The organism is Azospirillum picis (assembly GCF_017876115.1).
In the GTDB taxonomy this organism is placed as follows: Bacteria; Pseudomonadota; Alphaproteobacteria; order Azospirillales; family Azospirillaceae; genus Azospirillum; species Azospirillum picis.
This window is the reverse complement of record NZ_JAGINO010000028.1, coordinates 1-19,293: the sequence shown is the minus strand read 5'-3', so window position 1 is coordinate 19,293 and position 19,293 is coordinate 1. Positions and strand designations below refer to the sequence as shown.

Below are 19,293 nucleotides of genomic sequence, written 5' to 3'. Positions count from 1 at the left end.
CACCCGGCTGACCGGGTTGAAGTCGATGAAGCCCCGGTCGAGGCCGACATATCTTCCCTCGGTGTTCGGCTGCTATCGAAGGCTGAGGGTCGCTTCTTTCCGAGCTCCATGATAGAGCCCGATCAGATTGAACAGCGGCAGATATAGATTGCCGATCAGTTCGCCGCCTTTCTCGTGCTGGAAATAATGGCGCCGCCAAGTCTGGTGGCGGCGCCAAGCAGTCCAGAGCAGCTTGGCCGCCTGCTTGCGCGTCAGAATGGGTTGCGCGTCCTTCGGAATTGGCGGCAGGACGACAATGCCGCCCTCGGTGAGGTGCCTGGGTGCCTACCGGACCTTCGAGAAGGTCAAGGGTGTGGCGTGGTGACCCTCAGCGCGATCAAGGACAGGCGGCTGCTGCGGCGGTAAATCGAAAAGGCCACCTCTAACCGAGGTGGCCTTTCAAAGCGTTTTGTAAAAATTTCCCGCCTTTACAAGGCTTTAGGCGCCCATGAACCAGCCGGCCTGGACCTGTGCTTGGCTGATGCCGCGCAGCACCACCTCGTCCTCGGTGGAGAAGACGATCACCGCATTGCCGGCACCGTCGCTGCGCAGGCTGTAACCCTGGCCGTCGGCCAGCCGCAGCCGGTCGCCCTCGGCGGCGTTGAAGTCGGTGATCACGTCCTTGCCGCTGCCGCTTGCGAAGACGAACAGGTCGGCCCCCGCCCCGCCACTCAGCGTGTCGGCGCCGCGGTCGCCGGCCAGCACGTCGTCGCCGAGGTCGCCGAACAGCAGGTCATCACCCAGACCGCCGAACAGCGTGTCGGCATCCTGCCCGCCATAGAGCGTGTCGGCCCCGGCATTGCCGAACAGCAGGTCCGCACCGCTGTTGCCGAGCAGCAGGTCGCCGCCGGCATCGGCCAGGCTGCCGTCGCCGAGACCGCCAATGAGCACGTCATTGCCTTGGTCGCCGTTCAGCGTGTCGGCCCCGAGGTCGCCCGACAGCCGGTCGTCGTCGCGCCCGCCGTGGAGCAGGTCCTCGCCCTGGCCGCCGAACAGCGTGTCGGCGCCGGTATTGCCGAACAGCAGGTCGCTGCCGGTGTTGCCAAAGAGCCGGTCCTGCTCCTCGCCACCCTGCACCGTGTCGTTGCCGTCGTCGCCGTAGAGCACGTCGTTGCCGGTCTTGGAGCCGATGAAGTCGTCACCACCGCCGCCATGCAGGGTGTCGTCGTCGGCGCCCAGGAGGATGGTCTGGTTGGCGCCGTCGCCCCACACCGTCTGCGAGCCGTCGCCGCCGGTCACCGTCACCGCGCCGATCACCGCGGCGAAGTCGACGTTCTGGAGCTGGATGGTGCTGCCGGTCGGCAGGCCGCGGCCGTCGATCACCAGGGCGGTCTGCGGGCCGCCGGCCGCAGCCGGGGTGCCGCTGATGACCAATGGGGAGGCTGGCGCCGTTGTGCTGCGGAAGGCGACGCTTGGCGAGATGGTCTGGACGAGCAACGGGGTGTCGGCCGACAGCCCCTGGAGGAAGCCGGAGCCGCCGCCGGTAAGCTGGGCTTGGTCGGTCGAGCCCGCCGTCGTGTGGGCCTTGATCTCGCGGATCAAGTCGGTGAGCGAACTGCCAGCGGCCTTGGGCGTTGCCGAGCCGCTGGCGGTCAGGCCGTAGCCGGCCGGCAGTTGCGCCGTCAGCACCGTGCTGCCGCCGCTGCTCGCCAGCGGGATGTCGGCAACGGCATTGTTGCCGACGCTCTCACTGCGCTCCGTGGTGACCACCGGTACTTTGAGAATGGTCGAGGCTGTGCCGTCGCCGTTGTATACCAGACTGGAGTTGACCGTCACTCCGTCGACCGTGCTGCTGGTGTCGGTGCTGGGAGGAGATGAAGGAGGAGGCGAAGAAGGGTTGCTGCCACCCGACATAGTCAGCCTCACGCCAAGATCGGCCGTGAGATCCTCAGTCCAGTTTGCCGTGAAGTCATCAGCTCTCGTCGCGTTACCGGAGTGGTTGTAAGTTATTAAAAACCCGCCGCTGTACGTATTTGCGGACGTAAAAGTGGTGTTTCCTACGACGTTAATTCCATCAACGCCGTCAATGACAACAGCATATTGCTCACCTATTACAAGGCCAGAATAGTTAAATTCCGTTCTAAGATTTTGCGTTTCGGAAAGATTTATCTCCGGATTAATAATACCGCTCTCTGAAAGAACGCCCGATGGATTGTATTGATCGCCATTTTTGTTCAATCCAACAAGAAGAACTCGGAAATTAACAGGTGGAGAAAGAATCGGAGATCGAAAGGATATAGTTGCGGAATCAAGGTTCGTGCCTGTAGCCGTAAAGACTTGCCCGGTATAGCCATGAAGAGGTATTAGTAGTGGCGTAAATGCATTACTTTTTATATCGATGGTTGGATTATCCACAGAGGTATCTGGGAGTGAATCTGCATCGTGTCCACTGGTATCCTGAATGGCGTTCGTGTCATTCCCCGCGCTCGGATCCGTATATGCGACAGTAACTTCAGATCCTGAAGTAACTGCAGATTGTAAAGTTAATGTAACTTTCTTACCGGAAAGCCCAACTCCAACAACAGGAATTACATTTCCAGATTCTTTAACAGTAAAGGCGCTTGCGGCCGGCGGATTAGTAGTACTTACATCGACATCATAATCCATTATTAGGGTATTGCCGCTAACAAAAGAATAGAGATGTGTTAGAGCTGCCGACACGGTTATTCCCCTAATAAAGTATAGCGTGAATCTTGCCGCCTCCTAAGGGAGGCGGCACATCGTTCATCTAGATAACTAACATGAATGATACTATTGAATAGCGAATCGAGATGCTGCCTTGTGTGACGAAATGTGACCACCTGAAGCATGTGGTTCGGTGATCTTACTAAACTGAAGGTGATGAACGTCGCACTATGCGGAGCACCCGCTTGCAGACGGTTGAACTGGCGAAGGCCGGCAGCCGGATCGCCTTGGGGGGGGGCGCCGCTGATCCGCTCGTGGTGCTGGTTACCTTCGGCATCGTGCTGTACTGCGTCCTGTTGGCGCCGGCCGCGCAAGCGGATCCGAACGCCTCGCTGATGCTGGGGTGCTGACCACGAATGGCCGCCGCCTTGGTGTTCTACTGGATGGGCGCGAGCGCTGCCAGTGCGGCCAAGGATAAGCTGCGGCGGGGAGAGTGACGGGCTTTGCTGGCAGTCTGGAACCGTACCTTTCTGCGGCAGGTGATCTTTGTAAGATGCGAATTTCTGTCATAAAAAAAGTGGCGCAAATCGCATCCCGATTTTACGTAACGCCGCCATAGCACATGAAAATTTAATGAAATCTCTATGGGGGGAATTGATGGTATTTATGCCGACTGTATTCTGTTAAGGAACAGAATAGCGAAAATTGCATCATGTTGCGGGGTCTTTTGCGAGAATCGTTGGCAATATGATGGTCTTCATAGAGCCTTAGAGTGCGGATCAAAACCGGACTGAGGCTGAGGAAGATCAACGGCTTCAACATGTCAGATCGGGGTTTTGATAGGCGCTCTTAGATATGGGAGAATGCAGGAGATATTGAAGAAGAAAAGATTAATACTTCAGAGAATGCAACTTCTTCCAAAGGCTACAAATTCCACAGAGTATTCATAGAGATGTCGGCGAACTTTATGTCGCGGCTGCATTGGCGTTGAGGATTTGACTCATATGCTGCGCATAGGGTTTTGAGCCTGATGGTAGGCGTTCCCCATGTTACCAAAGCAAAGTCGGGTCGCATCGAAAGGTTGGCAACCTCTCGGGCAATCGTATTGACTCTCCCCGCTCCGGGTGATGATGAGCAAACCATCGCAAGAGCCAAGGCACGCCGTTTGGGTTGAGGCGGAGTGGAGAAAGCAAATCTGCAAGCTGTGGCACAGGAAAGAGCGTTGCTTGGCCATATTTTTCTATGACCTGTCAGCTTCTGGGATCGTGCTCTTGTACCTTCCCCTCGATATTTTCGGGGACAATGGGCTCGCCATCCTCCATCTTGCTGGTTAGGACGCCAGTGAGTTCGGCAATTGCCCAGCCTAGTGCGGCACGGATGCGGATGGCCGCGGCATCTGCTTCGTGGGCCCGTTGGTTGGCGCTGCTGACGGCGTCGTTCAACGCTGCGACTTCCGCCTCAGCCTTTTCCAGCCGTTGCTGAAGAGCTTGAATATACGCGGCGAGAGCCCGCGTCTCGTCCACTGACAGAATGTTCTCGGTATTGGCTTTGAGTATGACTTCCATTATTCCGCCAGTCCTTCATCCACCGTGATCGCCCTCCGTTGGACACACCGTCGACCCGCAGTAACGCCGAAGCCTTGGCAGATCAAGATCTCACAAGTGGGGAAATGGAATTTTCCTTGCCTGTTCGGCACGTTCGCTCCGATGGCGCCGGCATCCCGCATAGGGAAGCCGCCGTTGCCGACCTGACGGCGCGGACCTTGACGGTTGGGCCGGGATCGGGAAATAAGTTGGTATACTGAACAAGGCTGGATCGTTCCTTGGCCACCCAGACCGTACCGTTCCGGCGCTTCTCGACCAGTTTCCTGCCCGAGAACGAGCGCTTCGGCGCTTGGCGGGAGGCGATGACCACGGTCTACGAGATCCCCACGATGGGGCAGGAGGCGCGTCGGCGCTTTTCCGGTACGGCGACCAGCGCGCATCTCGGCCCGCTCATCGTCGGGACGATGGATGTGGACGCGTTGTCCTATCACCGGTCGCCAGGCAAGATCCGCTCCGACCATATGGACCATTTCATCGTACGGCTGGACAGTGCCGGCGTGGCCGGCAATCCGGCGGACGAAATCCTGGTCAAGGACATGGGGCAGCCGATCAACCTGCCGCCGATGCGGCTGGATGGCGCCTGCATCATCATTCCGCGCGACATCATGACAGGCATGCTGCCGCGGGCCGACGCCCTGCACGGGACGCGGCCGGGCGGCGTGATGGGACGGCTGCTGGCCGACCACATGAGGTCGCTTGCCGGCGCCGTGCAATCGGCGACGACCGGGGAGGCGCCGCAGGTCGCGCGCGCCATCCGCGACATGGTCGCGGCCTGCCTCGCTCCCAGCCACGACGCGCTCGTGCAGGCAAGGCCGCAGATCGCGGCCACCTTGATGATGCAGGCCCGGCGCTACATCGATGCGAACCTGACGGATCCCTGCCTGTCGGCCGACCGGCTGTGTCTGGCCCTGGGGCTGTCGCGTTCGGCGCTGTACACGCTGTTCGAACCGCACCAGGGGGTCGCCCGCTATATCCTGGGGCGCCGCCTCCTTCGCGTCCGCGAGTGCCTGTCCGATGCCGCCGACCCGCGCCGGATCGGTGAGATCGCCTTCTCCTTCGGCTTCGGCAGCGAGGCGCACTTCAGCCGCGCTTTCCGCCGGGCGTTCGGCTGCACCCCGTCGGAGGCGCGCGCCGGGGCTTACGGTGCGCGCCTTGCGGGAGCCGGAGGGACCGCGGCAGGCGACGCCGGGACCGATGGTGGCATCGACGGCGGGTTTCCGGACTGGCTGCGGCGGTTGAGAGCCTGATCCTTCCGCCTGCCGAGGCCGCCGCCTTACCAAGCCGCGGGGCCGGCCTCGTTCAATGCCGGGCGGCCTTGTTGTCGCCGTGGTCGCGCTTTTCGGCGGTTTCACGACCGACCAGCTTGTTGAAATTGGAGTCCTCTTCGTACAGCAGCGCGAGTTTCGCTTCCTCGAACTGCTTGAAGAACGCCTCCCACCCGATCTCTTCCAATTCATCGTGGTGCGACTGCCGCGCCTTCGGGAACATCAGGCGCAGCAGGCCGACCCCGGTCTTGCGGCTGCGGCCGCTTCTCCCGCCGCCTTCCTTGCCCTCGTCATGGGTGCTGCGGACGACGGCGGGCTTGCCGCCATGGTTTTCGGCCCAGCGACGGATCTCGTCGTGGTCGGTGGTGGTCTTTGCCATGGTCTCTCTCCGGATCTGGCCCTTGGGGGAACACGGGCCCTCATCAGAACAGCCGGGGCCGGACGGCGTTGCGCCGATGCGGCCGGAAGGCGGTTGTCCGAGGCGATGGCCGGGAACGATGGTCGGGAGCGACGCAGGCGGCGGCACGACCCGCGGGAGCGGGCCGTGCCGGTGGAGGTCAGGCGTCCGCCAGTTCGCGGGGCTGCCGGACCGTGCTGTCCTGCCGACGCTCGGGCCGGGCCGGGGCCTCCACCCAGGCGATGCGCAGGATGTTGGTCGAGCCCGGCATGCCGAAGGGGACGCCGGCGGTGATCACCAGCCGCTGGCCCTCGGTGGCCAGGCCATGGACATGCGCGAGGCGGGACGCCTTGTGCACCATGTCGGAAAAGTTCTGCACATCCTCCGTCAGCACGGCGTGGACGCCGTAGGCCAGGACCAGCCTCCGCGCGGTCGAGGCGGCTGCGGTCAGGCAGAGGATCGGCACCTCCGGCCGTTCGCGGGCGGCGCGCAGCGTGGTGGAGCCACTCGTGGTGTAGGTGGCGATTGCCGCCGCGCTGATGGTGTGGGCGACCTGCCGGGCCGCGGCGGTGATGGCATCGGACGCCGTCTGCTCCGGGTCGGCGTGCTGGGCGTCCATCATGGCGCGGTAGAGCGGGTCGTTCTCGACCCGCCGGGCGATGCGGTCCATGATCGACACCGCCTCCACCGGATACTCGCCCGAGGCGGTTTCCGCCGACAGCATCACCGCGTCGGTGCCGTCAAACACGGCGGTCGCCACGTCGGACGCCTCGGCCCGCGTGGGAGCGGGGGCGCCGATCATCGATTCCAGCATCTGCGTGGCGACGATCACCGGTTTGCCGGCGGCACGGGCGGACCGGATGATCCGCTTCTGCAACGACGGCACGTCCTCCGGCGGCATCTCCACGCCCAGGTCACCGCGTGCGACCATGACGCCGTCCGACAGCTCGACGATATGGTCGAGATGCTGGATCGCCTGGGGCTTCTCCAGCTTCGACAGCAGGGCGGCACGGCCGGCGATCAGCCGTCGCGCTTCCGCCACGTCCTCCGGCCGCTGGACGAAGCTGAGCGCCACCCAGTCCACCCCTTGGTCGAGGGCGAAGGCCAAGTCCCTGCGATCCTTTTCCGTCAGCGGCGAGAGCGGCAGCACCACCCCCGGCACGTTGACGCCCTTGCGGTCGGACAGGCGCGTGCCGGAGACCACCACCGTCTCGGCGTAGTCTGGGCCGCAGGCGGTCACCCGCAGCCGCACCTTGCCGTCGTCGAGCAGGAGCTCGGCATCCGGCACGAGGGCGGCGAAGATCTCGGGGTGCGGCATGCCGACCCGACGGGCGTTGCCCGGCTCATCCGACAGGTCGAGGCGGAAGAGCTGGCCGGGTGCCAGCGCGACCGGCCCATCGGCGAAGCGTCCGAGCCGCAGCTTCGGGCCCTGCAGGTCGGCCATGATGGCGATGGGGCGGCCGGTTTCCGCCTCCAGCGCCCGGATGGCGCGGAGACGGTCGCCATGGTCCTCGTGGCTGCCGTGGCTGAAATTCAGGCGGAAGACGTCGACGCCGGTCTCGAACAGGCGGCGGATCATCGCCGGCGTCGAGGAGGCGGGGCCGAGGGTGGCGACGATCTTGGTCTGCCGGTAGCGGCGGATCGGCATCTCGGTGGTCATGGGATCGGTGCTCATGGAATGGCAGGCTCCGAAGGAGGGTTGCGGCCGGCGCCTTACGCCACGCCGAAACGGTAGACGATGGACCCGGCATAGCTTTCGCCGGGCCGCAGCACCGTCGAAGGAAAGGACGGGATGTTGACGGCGTTGGGGAACCGCGACGGCTCCAGGCAGAAGCCGCTGTGGCGGCCATAGAGCGTGCCGCCCTTGCCGAGGTCGCGCGGTGTTTTCCCCTCGAGCGCGTTGCCGGTGTAGAGCTGGATGCCGGGTTCGGTGGACAGGACCTCCAGCGTCCGGCCGCTGGCGGGATGAACGACCAGCGCCTGGCGGGCCGGCTCGCCGCCGCCGGCCGGCCGGTCGGATGCATAGTGGAGGTCGTAGCCCTTGCCGAGCGCCAGCATGCGGTCATCGGCGCCGATGCGGGCGCCGAAGGCCGCCGGCTCGCGGAAGTCGTGCGGCGTGCCGGCGACGTCGACCAACTCCCCGGTCGGCACCCCGTTGGCGTCGAGCGAAAGATAGCGGCTGGCGGGAATGGTGGCGACATGGTCGAGGATCGACGAGCCGCCGTCGCCGGACAGGTTGAAGAAGGTATGGTCGGTGAAGTTGGCGACGGTGGTGCGGTCGGCCGCAGTCGCGGTCCAGGAAATGGTCAGCGCGTTGTCGTCGCCGAGGCTGTAGACCAGGCGCAGCGGCAAGGTGCCGGGGAAGCCCTCCTCGCCGTCCTGGAAGACGTAGGACAGCTCCAGGCTGGCATCGTCGATCGGACGGGCGTCGAAGACGCGGAAGCGCGAACCGCGCTGGCCGCCATGCAGGCAGTTCGGCGGGCTGTTCACGGCCACCTGTTGTGCCACGCCGTCCAGCGTGAAGCGGCCTCCGGGAATACGTCCGCAATATCGGCCGATGAAGGAGCCCATCGACGGCTGGCCCTGCATGACCGCATCGATGCCGTCATAGCCCTGGACCACGTCGCCGAGGACGCCCTGGCGGTCAGGCACCAGGATCTGCTCGATCTTGGCGCCATAGTTGGTGATCCGCGCCACCATGCCGGTCCGGCTGCGCAGCGTGAACAGGTCCACCTGCTTGCCGTCGACTGTGGTGCGGAAATTCCCGCGATCGAGATCGGAATAGCCCGCCATGGCCGGAACCCTTGCGTTGTGGAATTACAGGAAGCCGAGGACCAGCAGCCCCAGCATCACGACGATCCGCAGGAGCAGCGCCGTTTCCAATGGATCGGCAGTCATGGTCATGCGCCTTCATTGGAAGCAACGGGATTATTATACTAATATATTAGAGGTGCTGGCAAACCGGTTCGGGGGTGTGCAAGGGATGACGGACAGTTTGCCGCAGCGGCGCCGGGGAATTGGGGGAAGGGGCGGCTGCCGCAATGGTGCGTCGATCACTCCAGCGCTGCATGGCGCGAAATGCCTGCCCTTCACAAGAAGACAGGGAATGTTGGAAGAATGATCGGCGGGCCGGCGCGGTCGAAGCCCGCAGAACGGGCCCATGAGTCCATCGCGGCACAATCGTGGCGCCAGGACGAGGCACGCACGGCGCAAGGCAAGTCCTGCAGGTGTCGAGCGTTCGACTGAAGCGCGCCCTGGCGCAGCGGTCCTGCAACAGGCAATGGCGTGTCGCGGCCCCGTCACCGGTCCAGTCAAGGACGGCAGGGCTCCTTGATTGTCCGTCATCCCGCCGCGCCGGGAACCGTCCGCTGCGCGAGCGCGCCGGCAGTGGTGCGGGCGGATGCCTGCGACGTTGCCGGCTGCGCACATCGGTCAGTTGCTGAAGCCGACGGCGTCCATGATGGCGGTGTCGAGGGCGGCGAGGTCGGGTTCGATGCGGGTGCCGGGCGGGAAGACGTTTTCCGCCCCCGGACGCACGATGCCGATGAAGGCAAGGCCGTTGGCCTCGGCGGCCTCCAGGTCGGTCAGGGCGTCGCCCACGAAGACGCTGCGGCTGGCCTCCAGGCGGTGGCGGGCGATCAGGTCGGCGACCACATCGGTCTTGTGCCGCGGGCTGCCGGCCACTTCTGCGAACAGCGGCGACCAGCCGCGGCGGTCGACGATCCGCCGCAACTCCGGTTCCGGCGTACCCGAAGCGATGAACAGCGGCCTTGCGGCACTGTGGCGGCGGATGAAGGAGAGTGCGCCCGGCACCTCCGGGCAGGCGGAGACCGCGTCTTCCACCATCGCGCCGACCCGTAGCGCCATCTCCCGCACCCGCGCGTCGTCGCGTGGCCGGCCCAGCAGCACCTGATCGAAATGGTGGAGCATGCGTTCGCGCGGCAGCCCGCCGTTGCGGTGGTAGAAGTCGGCGATCGCGTGCTCCACGTCGCGTCCGGATCCGGAATAGAGGGCGAGGAAGGCCGTCAGCTTGATCGCGTTCGACTCGACGATGACGCCATCGAAATCGAACAGGACGGCGGTGCAGGGCAGGGTCATGTCGGCATCCGGTTCCGGTAAGGTGGTGGCAAGGATGCACAGGCGCCGCCGAATTGGAAAGGAAACCGCCGCCCGCCCGGCTGCGCGTCCTTCCTAGGCATGGGAGCGCGCGGACGGCAGGACGGGCCGCGGCCGGGTGACGGTCGCAGGGCGTTCCGCGCCCATATGGCTGCAATCCATAGGTCGATCGGTCAGCTACAGCCGGCAAGAGGCCATGTGATAATCCCGCACTCTGCAACTCACCGAGCCACCGGCATTCGATGGACGTTCAAGGCCATAGGATATCCGCTTTCTCCGCTTCCCGCCGATGACCCCGCCGTCCGATCCTTCGCAGGATCCCGCGATCGCCTCCGTTTTCCCGGGTGACGGCGAGATGAGCCGGCGGATGCGTGCCCATGATTGGGCCGCGACGCCGCTCGGGGTGCCGGAGACATGGCCGCAGAGCCTGCGGGCCGCGGTTGCCCTGATGTTGCGGTCGCGGCAGGCGATGTTCATCGGCTGGGGGCCGGAGGTCACCTTCCTCTACAACGATGCCTATCCCCCCATTCTCGGCCCTCGGCATCCGGAGGCGCTGGGCCGCCCGATGGCCCGGATCTGGTCTGATGCCTGGCCGCAGGTATCGCTGCTGGTCGGCAGCGCCTATGCCGGCGAGGCGCTGTGGCACGAGGATCTGCTGGTGCCGCTGGAGCGCTACGGCTATCGGGAGGATGCGTATTTCACCTTCTCCTACACTCCGCTTGCCGATGACGCCGGGGTCGTGGCGGGCGTTTTCTGCGCGGTGATCGAGACCACCGCCTCCGTGCTGGCCAAACAGCGCATGGCCTTCCACGTCGAACTGGAGCAGCGGCTTCGCGAACTGTCCGACCCGCTGGAGGTGGTGACCGCCGCGGAGGAGGCGCTGGGCCGGTATCTCGGTGCCAGGCGCGTCGGCTACGGCGTCGTCGATCAGGCCGAGGGGCGGGTCGCCACGATGCTGAGCTGGAGCGACGGGACGGTCCAGCCCGACGCCGGCACGCATGACCTGACGGCGGTCGCGCCGGACCTGCTGTCGGCGCTGCGGCGGGGGGAGGCGCTGGCCATCGCCGACTCCTGCAGCGATCCGAGGACCGCGGCCCATGGCCGTCTGGTTCCCTTCGGTGACCCGGAGTGCCATTCCTCCATCACGGTCAGCCTGGTCAAGCTGGGCAGGATGGTGGCGGTGCTCTACGTCCACGACCTTGCTCCGCGGCACTGGCGCGACGACGAGATCGAACTGGCGATGGAGGTGGCGGAGCGCACATGGTCGGCGCTGGAGCGCGTGCAGGCCGAGGCCGACCTGCGCCGCGCCAACCAGCATCTCCAGGCGGAAGGCCGGCGCCTGCGCGAGCTGTTCCGTCAGGCTCCCGGCTTCATGTATGTCTGGCGCGGCGCCGACCATGTCTACGAGATGGCGAACGACGCCTATTTCGATCTCGTAGGCCGGCGCGACATCATCGGCAGGCCGTTGCGCGAGGCGTTTCCCGATATCGACGGGCAGGGCTTCTTCGAACTGGCCGACCACGTCTTCGCCACCGGAGAGCCCTATGTCGGTCATGCCATGCCGGTCCGGCTGACGCGGCATCCCGGCGGGAAGGCGGAAGAGCGGTTCGTCACCTTCGTGATGCAGCCGATCCGCGACGCGGACGGCAGGGTCGCCGGGATCTTCGTCCAGGGCAGCGATGTCACCGAAGCCAGGCAGGCGGAGGAGGCCCGCCGCCAAAGCGAGGAGCGGCTCCGCGTTGCGCAGGAGGCGGGCGGAATCGGCACCTTCGAATTGCGGGGGGACGGCTTCCTGGCGGTTTCGCCGGAATTCTGCCGGTTGTGGGGCATCGCGCCGCGACCGCTCGTGCCGTTGGCCGAACTGGTCGAACTGATCCATCCCCAGGACCGGCCGCGGCTGACCACGCTTCAGGGCGGCAGGGTGCCGACCGATGGGATGGGGTACATCGAATACCGCATCATTCGGCCGGATGAGGGAGAGATGCGCTGGATCGCCCGGCGTGGCCAGGCCACGACCCAGGCCACGACCGGCGACAGTTCCACGCGGGCGCAGGAGGGGGAGGCCGGGACCAGGGTCCTCGGCGTCTGCTATGACATCACCGACCGCAAGTCGGCGGAAGAGGCGCTGCGCGAACTGAATGCCACGCTGGAGCAGCGCGTGGCGGAGCGGACCGCCGATCGCGACCGCATGTGGCGCCTGTCCACCGACATCATGCTTGTGGCACGCTTCGACGGCGTCGTGACGGCGGTCAACCCGGCCTGGACATCCCTGCTCGGATGGTCGGCGGAAGATCTGGAAGGGGCCGCGTTCATCGATCTCGTCCATCCCGACGACATCGAGGCGACGCGGACGGAGGTCGGGCGCCTGGGAGCCGGGCTGACCACCATGCGGTTCGAGAACCGCTACCGGCACAAGGACGGTTCCTACCGCTGGATTTCCTGGACCGCGGTTCCCGATGAGCGCTTCATCCATGCCGTCGGCCGCGACGTCACGGCGCGCAAGGACGCCGCCGCGGCGCTGCGGCGGGCCGAGGACCAGTTGCGCCATGCGCAGAAGATGGAGGCGGTCGGCCAGCTTACCGGCGGGGTCGCCCACGATTTCAACAATCTGCTGCAGGCCCTCAGCAGTTGCCTGACGATGATCGGGCGCCGCAGTGCCGAGCCGCGCGTGAAGCCGCTGCTGGAGGCCGGCATCCAGGCGGTTGAGCGTGGCGGCAAGCTGGTGCAGCAACTGATGGGCTTCGCCCGCAGCGGCAGCCTGCGCCCAGAACCCATCGACCTGCGCGACCGCGTGTTGGCGATGTCCGGCCTGCTGGAGCGCGCGCTGCGTGCCGATATCCGGCTGGAGACCCGCTTCGCCCCTGGTCTGCGCGCGATCGAGGTCGACCCGACGCAGTTCGAACTGGCCCTGATCAACCTGGCGGTGAACGCCCGGGACGCCATGCCGGATGGCGGCCGTCTGGTGATCGACGCGGCCAACGTGACCTTGGGTCCCGGCACCCCGCCGCAGCCGGAGGCCGCCGGGCTGGAAGGCGACTTCGTCAGGCTGTCGGTCACCGACAGCGGGTGCGGCATGCCGCCCGACGTCCTGGCGAAGGCCTTCGATCCCTTCTTCACCACCAAGGAGGTCGGAAAAGGATCCGGGCTGGGGCTTGCACAGGTGTACGGGCTTGCCCGCCAGGCGGGAGGCACCGTCTGGATCGACAGCAAGCCGGGCGCCGGCACCACCATCACCTTGCTGCTCAGGGTTTCGGAGGATGCTCCCAGGGCTTCCGCCGCAGTGGATCATGCGGCCGCACCGCTCGCCGGCGGTGCCCGCGTGCTGATGGTGGAGGATGATCCGGTGGTCGCCTCCGCCGTCGCCGCCGCGCTGGATGACGCCGGCTGGACCGTGCTGCGCGCATCGACGGCGGACGAGGCGCTGGCGCTTCTGGCGGCCGGCGTCCAGATCGATCTGCTTTTCTCGGACGTGGTGATGCCGGGGCGCCTGAACGGCGTCGACCTCTGCCGCGAGGCGGTGGCGGCCCGGCCCGGCCTGCCGGTGGTGCTCACCACCGGCTACAGCGAGGACGTCGCGCGGACGGAGGGGATTCGCCTGCTGTCCAAACCTTACCGGATCGACGCCCTTCTGCAGGCGCTGCACGAGACCCTGCTCGCCGCTCCGCCGCCAACGTTTCCGCCGCCAGCGCTTCCGCCGGCACTGCGGGAAAGCGAAGCGGGGGCGCCGGGCGGGGGATGAGGCCGGGACCGCGGCCGTCTGGGCGGGCGTTCTTCCATCGCTCCCGCCGTCAGGAGCCGCCCGGCCGCGGCGTCAGCACCGCCGTAATGGTGACAGACTGAGCGCTGTCCAACGCCTGCCGCATCGCAGTCTCGTCCTCGAAGCGGCCGCGCAGGCGGCGGCCTTCGCAGAGCACCTCGACCCGGTCGCCGGCGAAAGGCCAGGGGTCGAGCCACAGCGCCTCGCCGGCATCTCTTCCGATGCCTCCGGAACGGCAGCCGTCGGCGTCTTCGCCCATGACGGGGCCGAGCCGCAACTCCGCCTGGCGTCCGCCCGCCGCCGGCACGTCGCGGATGGGCACCACCTCCCGCACGCCCCAGCAGATGTTCAGCGACATCCAGTCGACTGCCGCGACGAACAGCCGGTTGCGGTCCGCCGTCTCGGCGGTCGCGAAACCGGCATGGCGCGGGTCTGCAAGGGCCTCCAGGCAGCCCTGCTGGAAGTGGTGCTGCTCGTCGAGGAAGCGGCGGACCAGCGCCGCTTCCTGCGGCTCGGCCCTGTCGAAGTCGTAGAAGCGGGTGTAGATCGTGTCGGCATGCAGCGACACCAGCAGGGCCGGGTAGCGCCCGAAGGCAAGCGCGCGGCGCACGCCGTCGCGCCACAAGCCGGTGTGGATTTCCGGACCCAGATCCTGGAAGCCATGCGGGCGGCCGGTGTCGGGGTTCAGCGTCGGCGCGGCTTCCCAGGACAACCAGCCGATGTCGTGCAACTCGGCGCCCAGGCAGACCTCTTCGCGGGGCGAGGGCGGATCGAAGGCGTCGTTCCCCCAGGCCCGCAGCAGTTGTCCCGCGAGCCAAGCGTGGCTCGGCTGCGGAATGGCGATGACGGTGTCCGGGTCTTGGCGGTCCTGGCGGAACAGCATGTCGGTCCTCCGGCATCTGGTCGGGAATGGGGTTGCATCCGGCGGGCGCCATCGCTTCCAGCCCCACCCTGGTCATCGGCTCCGCTGGCGGCCCAGCAGCCGGCATTGCCCATGGTACACCCCGGAAGGCGTGGTTGCAGGTCAGCAGACGTCGGCACCGCAGGATGCCGGCGGCTCGCCGCGCTGGGCGGCGTAAGCGGACTGAACCGCCGGAACGGGTGAAACCGCTTCTGCCATCCGGTGGCGCCACTGCTGCTCGTAGCGCAGCCGTTGCGCGGCGGCCCCCTCGTCTAAGGCGGCGGCAAAGGTCCAGTAACCGATCTGGAACGCGATGTAGCAGGGGAGGCAGACCTCCAGAAGCCGCAGGTCGAGCGGCACCTCGCGGCGGACGCTGATGCAGAGAGCATCGGCCTGCGCGGGCGTCAGGCCGAATTCGACGATGGCACCGGCGACGTCCCAGGCAATATCCTGGCAGCCGATCAGGTCATGGGCGGCTGCATGGTCGAGGGCATCGGTCTTTACCAGCCGGCCGTCCGGCAGCCGCAGCCATTCCCACAGGTGCAAGCGGTTGTCGGTGACGACGGGGGTGCGGGCGGCCGCAAGGTCGTCGATCAGGTCCGGCTCCCAGCGGTCGAGCGCGCTCGCCGCATCGTCGCCCATCGCTTCCGCGATGTTGGTGCGCGCCATCGCCAGGAGGTCGCGCAGGCCTGCTCCGGCCTCGCCGACGGCCGGGAAATGGCGGGCGCGGAAGCACAGGTAGGCGGCAAGATGTGGCAGGGCATCGGGCGGAGCGTCCGCCAGCGGCCGGGCATCCTCCAGCCAGCGCTCCGCCAGGAAGCCGTGGCGCAGGTCGACCGGCTCGGGAGTGAATCCCGCCTCATGCAGCGCACGGGCGCGCTCCAGCACCGCCTTGCCGGACCGCCCGAGTCCGGCGAACTTCAGCAACCAGCGCCCTTGGGCGGTGTGGAGCAGGAATTTCAGGCGCTCCTGCTGCGGATTGGTCGGGGGGGACGCGTCGTGGAAGGCCCGCCATGCCCCACCCGACAAGCTCTTCAATGGAGAGACGGGGGGGCCGAGCCGGTCGGCGAACCACTGCTCCAGCGGCGGGAACGGGCCGTCGGCGGAGCGGAAAAGCTCCTCGAACGCAACCACCGGCCTGGCGGCGCGCGCCCAGCGCCGGCGGTGGGCGTCGGAGGCTCGGTCCCCAAGGTCGCCGCCGTGTCCCGGCAGGAATGCGATGCGGCCGGACGCCACGCCCTGCGCCTCCAGCCAGTCGGCCACTGCGCCGAAGGAGCTTCCGGACAGGCCCGGGCCTTCGTCGACGACGACGTAATGGGCATCGGGATCGGCGAGAAGGGAGGCGCGCAGGCCCGACGAAAGGCGCAGTTCGCGGCGGAACGGGTGACCGGTGGGCCGGAGGGTGACGGGCGGCGGAGCGTTCAGCGCCACCGCCGCCATGGCGGCCAGGCCGGTGCCGATGCTGCGCAGGCCTATGATCGTCGGGGCTTGGTGGAAGCGCGGCGGCAGCCGCTTCGCCGCCGCCAGATAGGCTTCGGGGTAGAGGGCGTAGAAAGCGTGGCCCTCGGCCCGGCGCATGCGGATGCGGGGGGGAAGGGACAGGCGGGAGAGGCGCTCCAAGGCTGCCATCGCTGCGGCCCCGTTCACCGGGAAGGCGCTCCAGGAGGCGGCGACCCGCAGCGCCAGGGCCATCACGAGCGCCATCGCCGCATCCTGCAGCGGGGTAGGGGCATCCTCCCCCGCCGCCTCGAACCCGTGATCGGCCAGCCCCTGGGCCAATTCCGCCGCTTCGATGAAAAGCGCCACCAACCCGCCATGGCCGGCAGCGGTCGGCCTTGTACCGAAGCCCATCGCCGGCGGGATGGTGGCAAGGCCGGAGCGGATGCGTCGGATGCGCTCCTGCGGATCCTCGTGGCACTCCAGGTCGCCGTAGACCAGCATCGCTTATGCTGCCGTCCTCTCGCTGCCGGTACCGGCCGTCACCAGGTGGGGAAGAACAGCAGCAGCAGGGCGATCACGGCGAGCACGCCGAGGATCCACCACATGTTGGACCGGCCGAGCCCCCGCGAGGTGCCGGCCTTCGGGAGTTCAGTGCCTACTTTCCGGGAGGGGCCGTTCATGGTCGATCGGTTCCTTGTGTCGTGTCTGTTGCATCGTGTCGCTGTCGCGCCTTCGTCAACAGGGTGATCGACGCAAGGTTGCGGGATCCGTCCGCGATCCCCCATCCGGCATGCCGTTGCCGGCCACCTGCCGGATGGGAGTGTTCCCGTGCGTTGCCGTCCTACCGCCAACGAACCTCATCCGGCACCGGCCCGCCTCAGTCCTTCCTCGCCAGCTCGGCCAAGGCGCCGTAGTTGCCGTCGCGACAGGATTTCAGGCTGCTCTCGATGGCGGCGGCATCGATGCCCGCGCTGCGCAGGACGAGGCCGGCGAGCTGCAGGCTGGCTTCCATGGTTTCGGGCACGATGGCGCTGGCGCCGGCCTCGACCAGGGTCGCGCTCTGTCCGAGGTCGTGGGCGCGGGCGATGATCGGCAGGGACGGCGCGGCGTCGTGGATCGCCTCGACCGCCCGTTGCGAGGCCTCTGGCCGGTTGAGGGTGATGACGGCGGCGCGCGCCCGCTCGATGCCGGCGGCACGCAGGACGCTCGCCTGGCTGGCGTCGCCGTAATAGACCGGGAGCCCGTCGGCGCGGGCGGCGGCGATCCGCTGCGGCTCCAGGTCCAGCGCGACGTAGGGGATGTCATGCTCGGTCAGGAGGCGGGCCACCGCCTTGCCGACCCGGCCGTAGCCGGCGATCAGCACATGGCTCTTCAGGTCGCTCGTCTCGATGCCGAACGCCTCGGCGCCCATGCGTGCCTCCATCGCCTGGGCCAGCCGCTGGGCCAGTGCGCCGATGGCCGGCGTCACCGCCATGCTGAGCGCCACGGAGGAGGACAGCAGCAGGCCGGTGTGCCCGTCCAGGACGGCGAGCCCGACGGCCTTGCCGATCAGCACGAAGGCGAACTCGCCGCCCTGCGACAGCAGGAGCCCGATGCGCAGCGACGTTGCCACCCCGAGCCCCGACAGGCGGCAGAGAAGGAACAGCAGCAGGCTCTTGCCCACCAGCAGGGCGGCGGTCAGGGCGGCGATCGCCTGCGCTTCCTCCAGCATGGCCGGCAGATCGAGCGACATGCCGACGGTCATGAAGAACAGGCCGAGCAACAGGCCGCGGAAAGGCTCGATGTCCGCTTCGACCTGATGGCGGTAGGCCGTATCGGCGAGGAGCATGCCGGCCAGGAAGGCGCCCAGCGCCATCGACATGCCGGCCTCGGCGGTCAGCCAGCCGACCGCCAGCACGACGAACAGGTTGGTTGCGGTGAACAGCTCAGGATTGCCGGCCGAGGCGATGAAGCGGTAGGCCGGCCTGACGACGAAGCGGCCGAGCAGCATGATGAGGAGAATCGCCGCCACCGCCTTGACCCCGGCCAAGGCGAGCGCCAGCGGAATGCTGGCGTCGGGATCGGCAAGCAGCGGCAACAGCGTCAGCAACGGCACCACCGCCAAGTCCTGGAAGATCAGCACGGCAACCGAGATGCGCCCGAAGCGGGCAACCGTTTCCCCACGCTCGACCAGCAGTTTCAGCACCGTTGCCGTCGAGGAGAAGGCAAGCATGCCGCCGATGATCATCGATGCCTCCGGCGCAAGGCCCAACATCCAGGCGGCGGTGCCGATGGCCGCACTGGTCAGGCCGACCTGCATCAGCCCGAGGCCGAAGATGTAGTGCCGCATCGCCCGCAGACGCGACACCGGCAGCTCCAGCCCGATCGCGAAGAGCAGGAAGACCACGCCGAACTCCGACAGGACCTGCGGCACCGCAAGGTCGACCACGGGGCCGGGCGTGTGCGGTCCCAGGATGGCGCCGGCCACCAGATAGCCGAGGACGGCCGGGATGCGGAGCGCCTGGAACAGGGGCACCACCAGGATGGCGGCAAGCAGCAGGAAAAGGACGTCGAGCAGGAGGGACGGGTCGTGCATGGCCGATCATGAGGAGGCGGGAGGACAGGGCGCCCCTGTATGATCCGCTGCCAGGCCGTCCCGCAAGTCCACGGGGCGCGGATTGTTTTGAAAATAACCGTCACCGTGAATCCCGCGCGGCTGCCGGGCCTATTTTTCAAAACAGCATAATTTTCCGCTGGACGAGGCGCGCGGGGCTGCGTATACACCCGCCCCTCGGCCGATGCCGGCACCTCGAAAGAGGATGCGGCGGCGGCAGGGTACCCCGATCGATGGGGGGTGGGTGCGTTCCGGTTCAATGCTTTACCGACCAGTCGGCGAAGCGGTCGAAAAAAGGGCTTGACCCTATCGACTGAAAGAGCTAGAAAAGCTGCCTGCCAGCGCGGGCCGGTCGGTCGGCGCTCCTCCGATCAGAAACGCAGACCGTCGTGAACCGGTTTACCGGTCCGGTGGTGCGTCTGGTTCGGGGATGGATCTTGGACATTGTAGATCGTGAAATCGAGAAGGGATGCGCAGGCGGCGGCAGTTGGTAGCCGTTGCGGCCTGGGTGGTGCTGGTTCTGGAAGGGGCTTGGCACAATCGAGGATCGTCTGTG

Annotated in this window: 14 protein-coding genes and 1 pseudogene; 3 read left to right on the top strand and 12 right to left on the bottom strand. The window is 66.7% G+C overall.

What is annotated here, in order from left to right; genetic code table 11:
* Positions 1 to 477: 477 nt before the first annotated feature.
* Together J2850_RS27290 and J2850_RS32385 are read right to left on the bottom strand one after the other, a co-directional pair.
* Positions 478 to 1,893 (bottom strand): hypothetical protein, encoded by a 1,416-nt coding sequence (locus J2850_RS27290; protein WP_246513625.1) that lies wholly within the window; start codon positions 1,891 to 1,893, stop codon positions 478 to 480.
* A gap of 576 nt (positions 1,894 to 2,469) precedes the next feature.
* Positions 2,470 to 2,700, bottom strand: a pseudogene (locus J2850_RS32385) (SwmB domain-containing protein); the annotation flags it as partial.
* Between the two features lie 209 nt (positions 2,701 to 2,909).
* Here J2850_RS32385 and J2850_RS27285 point away from each other — a divergent pair.
* Positions 2,910 to 3,074 (top strand): hypothetical protein, encoded by a 165-nt coding sequence (locus tag J2850_RS27285; RefSeq protein ID WP_209989295.1) that lies wholly within the window; start codon positions 2,910 to 2,912, stop codon positions 3,072 to 3,074.
* Between the two features lie 840 nt (positions 3,075 to 3,914).
* Here the strand turns inward: J2850_RS27285 and J2850_RS27280 are convergent.
* Positions 3,915 to 4,229: a hypothetical protein gene (locus tag J2850_RS27280; RefSeq protein ID WP_209989293.1), complete on the bottom strand. Its 315-nt coding sequence runs from the start codon at positions 4,227 to 4,229 to the stop codon at positions 3,915 to 3,917.
* 257 nt (positions 4,230 to 4,486) lie between these two features.
* On the opposite strand from J2850_RS27280, the gene J2850_RS27275 reads away from it, so the two are divergent.
* Positions 4,487 to 5,515, top strand: coding sequence for a helix-turn-helix domain-containing protein (locus tag J2850_RS27275; RefSeq protein ID WP_209989290.1), 1,029 nt, complete (start codon positions 4,487 to 4,489; stop codon positions 5,513 to 5,515).
* Between the two features lie 52 nt (positions 5,516 to 5,567).
* Here the strand turns inward: J2850_RS27275 and J2850_RS27270 are convergent, their stop codons facing one another.
* From J2850_RS27270 to J2850_RS27255, 4 genes are all read right to left on the bottom strand, one after another.
* Entirely contained in the window at positions 5,568 to 5,912 is a 345-nt protein-coding gene (locus tag J2850_RS27270; protein WP_209989288.1) for a hypothetical protein, read from the bottom strand.
* Positions 5,913 to 6,090: 178 nt separating this feature from the next.
* The gene (gene pyk / locus J2850_RS27265) at positions 6,091 to 7,590 is read right to left on the bottom strand and encodes a pyruvate kinase (protein WP_209989465.1); all 1,500 of its coding nucleotides are present in this window, start codon (positions 7,588 to 7,590) and stop codon (positions 6,091 to 6,093) included.
* 53 nt (positions 7,591 to 7,643) lie between these two features.
* Positions 7,644 to 8,723 carry an aldose epimerase family protein gene (locus J2850_RS27260; RefSeq protein WP_209989285.1) on the bottom strand — a complete coding sequence of 360 codons (1,080 nt, stop codon included), beginning with the start codon at positions 8,721 to 8,723 and terminating at the stop codon, positions 7,644 to 7,646.
* Between the two features lie 639 nt (positions 8,724 to 9,362).
* A complete protein-coding gene (locus tag J2850_RS27255) occupies positions 9,363 to 10,028 on the bottom strand; it encodes an HAD family hydrolase (protein ID WP_209989282.1) in 666 nt (221 codons plus the stop codon).
* Positions 10,029 to 10,413: 385 nt separating this feature from the next.
* Between J2850_RS27255 and J2850_RS27250 the strand changes: the two genes are divergently transcribed.
* Positions 10,414 to 13,785 carry a PAS domain S-box protein gene (locus J2850_RS27250; protein WP_209989278.1) on the top strand — a complete coding sequence of 1,124 codons (3,372 nt, stop codon included), beginning with the start codon at positions 10,414 to 10,416 and terminating at the stop codon, positions 13,783 to 13,785.
* A gap of 49 nt (positions 13,786 to 13,834) precedes the next feature.
* Here J2850_RS27250 and J2850_RS27245 read toward each other — a convergent pair whose 3' ends face one another.
* The 5 genes from J2850_RS27245 to J2850_RS27225 form a co-directional block, all read right to left on the bottom strand.
* Positions 13,835 to 14,686, bottom strand: a complete 852-nt coding sequence (locus J2850_RS27245; protein ID WP_209989276.1) for a DUF3891 family protein — start codon at positions 14,684 to 14,686, stop codon at positions 13,835 to 13,837.
* A gap of 141 nt (positions 14,687 to 14,827) precedes the next feature.
* Positions 14,828 to 16,645, bottom strand: a complete 1,818-nt coding sequence (locus J2850_RS27240) for a hypothetical protein (RefSeq protein WP_209989273.1) — start codon at positions 16,643 to 16,645, stop codon at positions 14,828 to 14,830.
* Between the two features lie 38 nt (positions 16,646 to 16,683).
* Positions 16,684 to 16,824, bottom strand: a complete 141-nt coding sequence (locus J2850_RS27235) for a hypothetical protein (RefSeq protein ID WP_209989270.1) — start codon at positions 16,822 to 16,824, stop codon at positions 16,684 to 16,686.
* 197 nt (positions 16,825 to 17,021) lie between these two features.
* Complete coding sequence (locus J2850_RS27230; RefSeq protein ID WP_209989268.1) at positions 17,022 to 18,719, bottom strand: monovalent cation:proton antiporter-2 (CPA2) family protein; 1,698 nt, start codon at positions 18,717 to 18,719, stop codon at positions 17,022 to 17,024.
* A gap of 389 nt (positions 18,720 to 19,108) precedes the next feature.
* Positions 19,109 to 19,293 (bottom strand): hypothetical protein (locus tag J2850_RS27225; protein ID WP_209989265.1); only part of this gene is annotated, 185 nt, incomplete at its 5' end.

Bases quoted from the DNA above. Each gene is read 5' to 3' on its own strand.
- J2850_RS27280 (WP_209989293.1), bottom strand. From the start codon at position 4,229: ATGGAAGTCATACTCAAAGCCAATACCGAGAACATTCTGTCAGTGGAC.
- J2850_RS27270 (WP_209989288.1), bottom strand. From the start codon at position 5,912: ATGGCAAAGACCACCACCGACCACGACGAGATCCGTCGCTGGGCCGAA.
- J2850_RS27260 (WP_209989285.1), bottom strand. From the start codon at position 8,723: ATGGCGGGCTATTCCGATCTCGATCGCGGGAATTTCCGCACCACAGTC.
- J2850_RS27290 (WP_246513625.1), bottom strand. From the start codon at position 1,893: ATGTCGGGTGGCAGCAACCCTTCTTCGCCTCCTCCTTCATCTCCTCCC.
- J2850_RS27240 (WP_209989273.1), bottom strand. From the start codon at position 16,645: ATGCTGGTCTACGGCGACCTGGAGTGCCACGAGGATCCGCAGGAGCGC.
- J2850_RS27235 (WP_209989270.1), bottom strand. From the start codon at position 16,824: ATGAACGGCCCCTCCCGGAAAGTAGGCACTGAACTCCCGAAGGCCGGC.
- J2850_RS27255 (WP_209989282.1), bottom strand. From the start codon at position 10,028: ATGACCCTGCCCTGCACCGCCGTCCTGTTCGATTTCGATGGCGTCATC.
- pyk (WP_209989465.1), bottom strand. From the start codon at position 7,590: ATGACCACCGAGATGCCGATCCGCCGCTACCGGCAGACCAAGATCGTC.
- J2850_RS27230 (WP_209989268.1), bottom strand. From the start codon at position 18,719: ATGCACGACCCGTCCCTCCTGCTCGACGTCCTTTTCCTGCTGCTTGCC.
- J2850_RS27245 (WP_209989276.1), bottom strand. From the start codon at position 14,686: ATGCTGTTCCGCCAGGACCGCCAAGACCCGGACACCGTCATCGCCATT.
- J2850_RS27250 (WP_209989278.1), top strand. From the start codon at position 10,414: ATGCGTGCCCATGATTGGGCCGCGACGCCGCTCGGGGTGCCGGAGACA.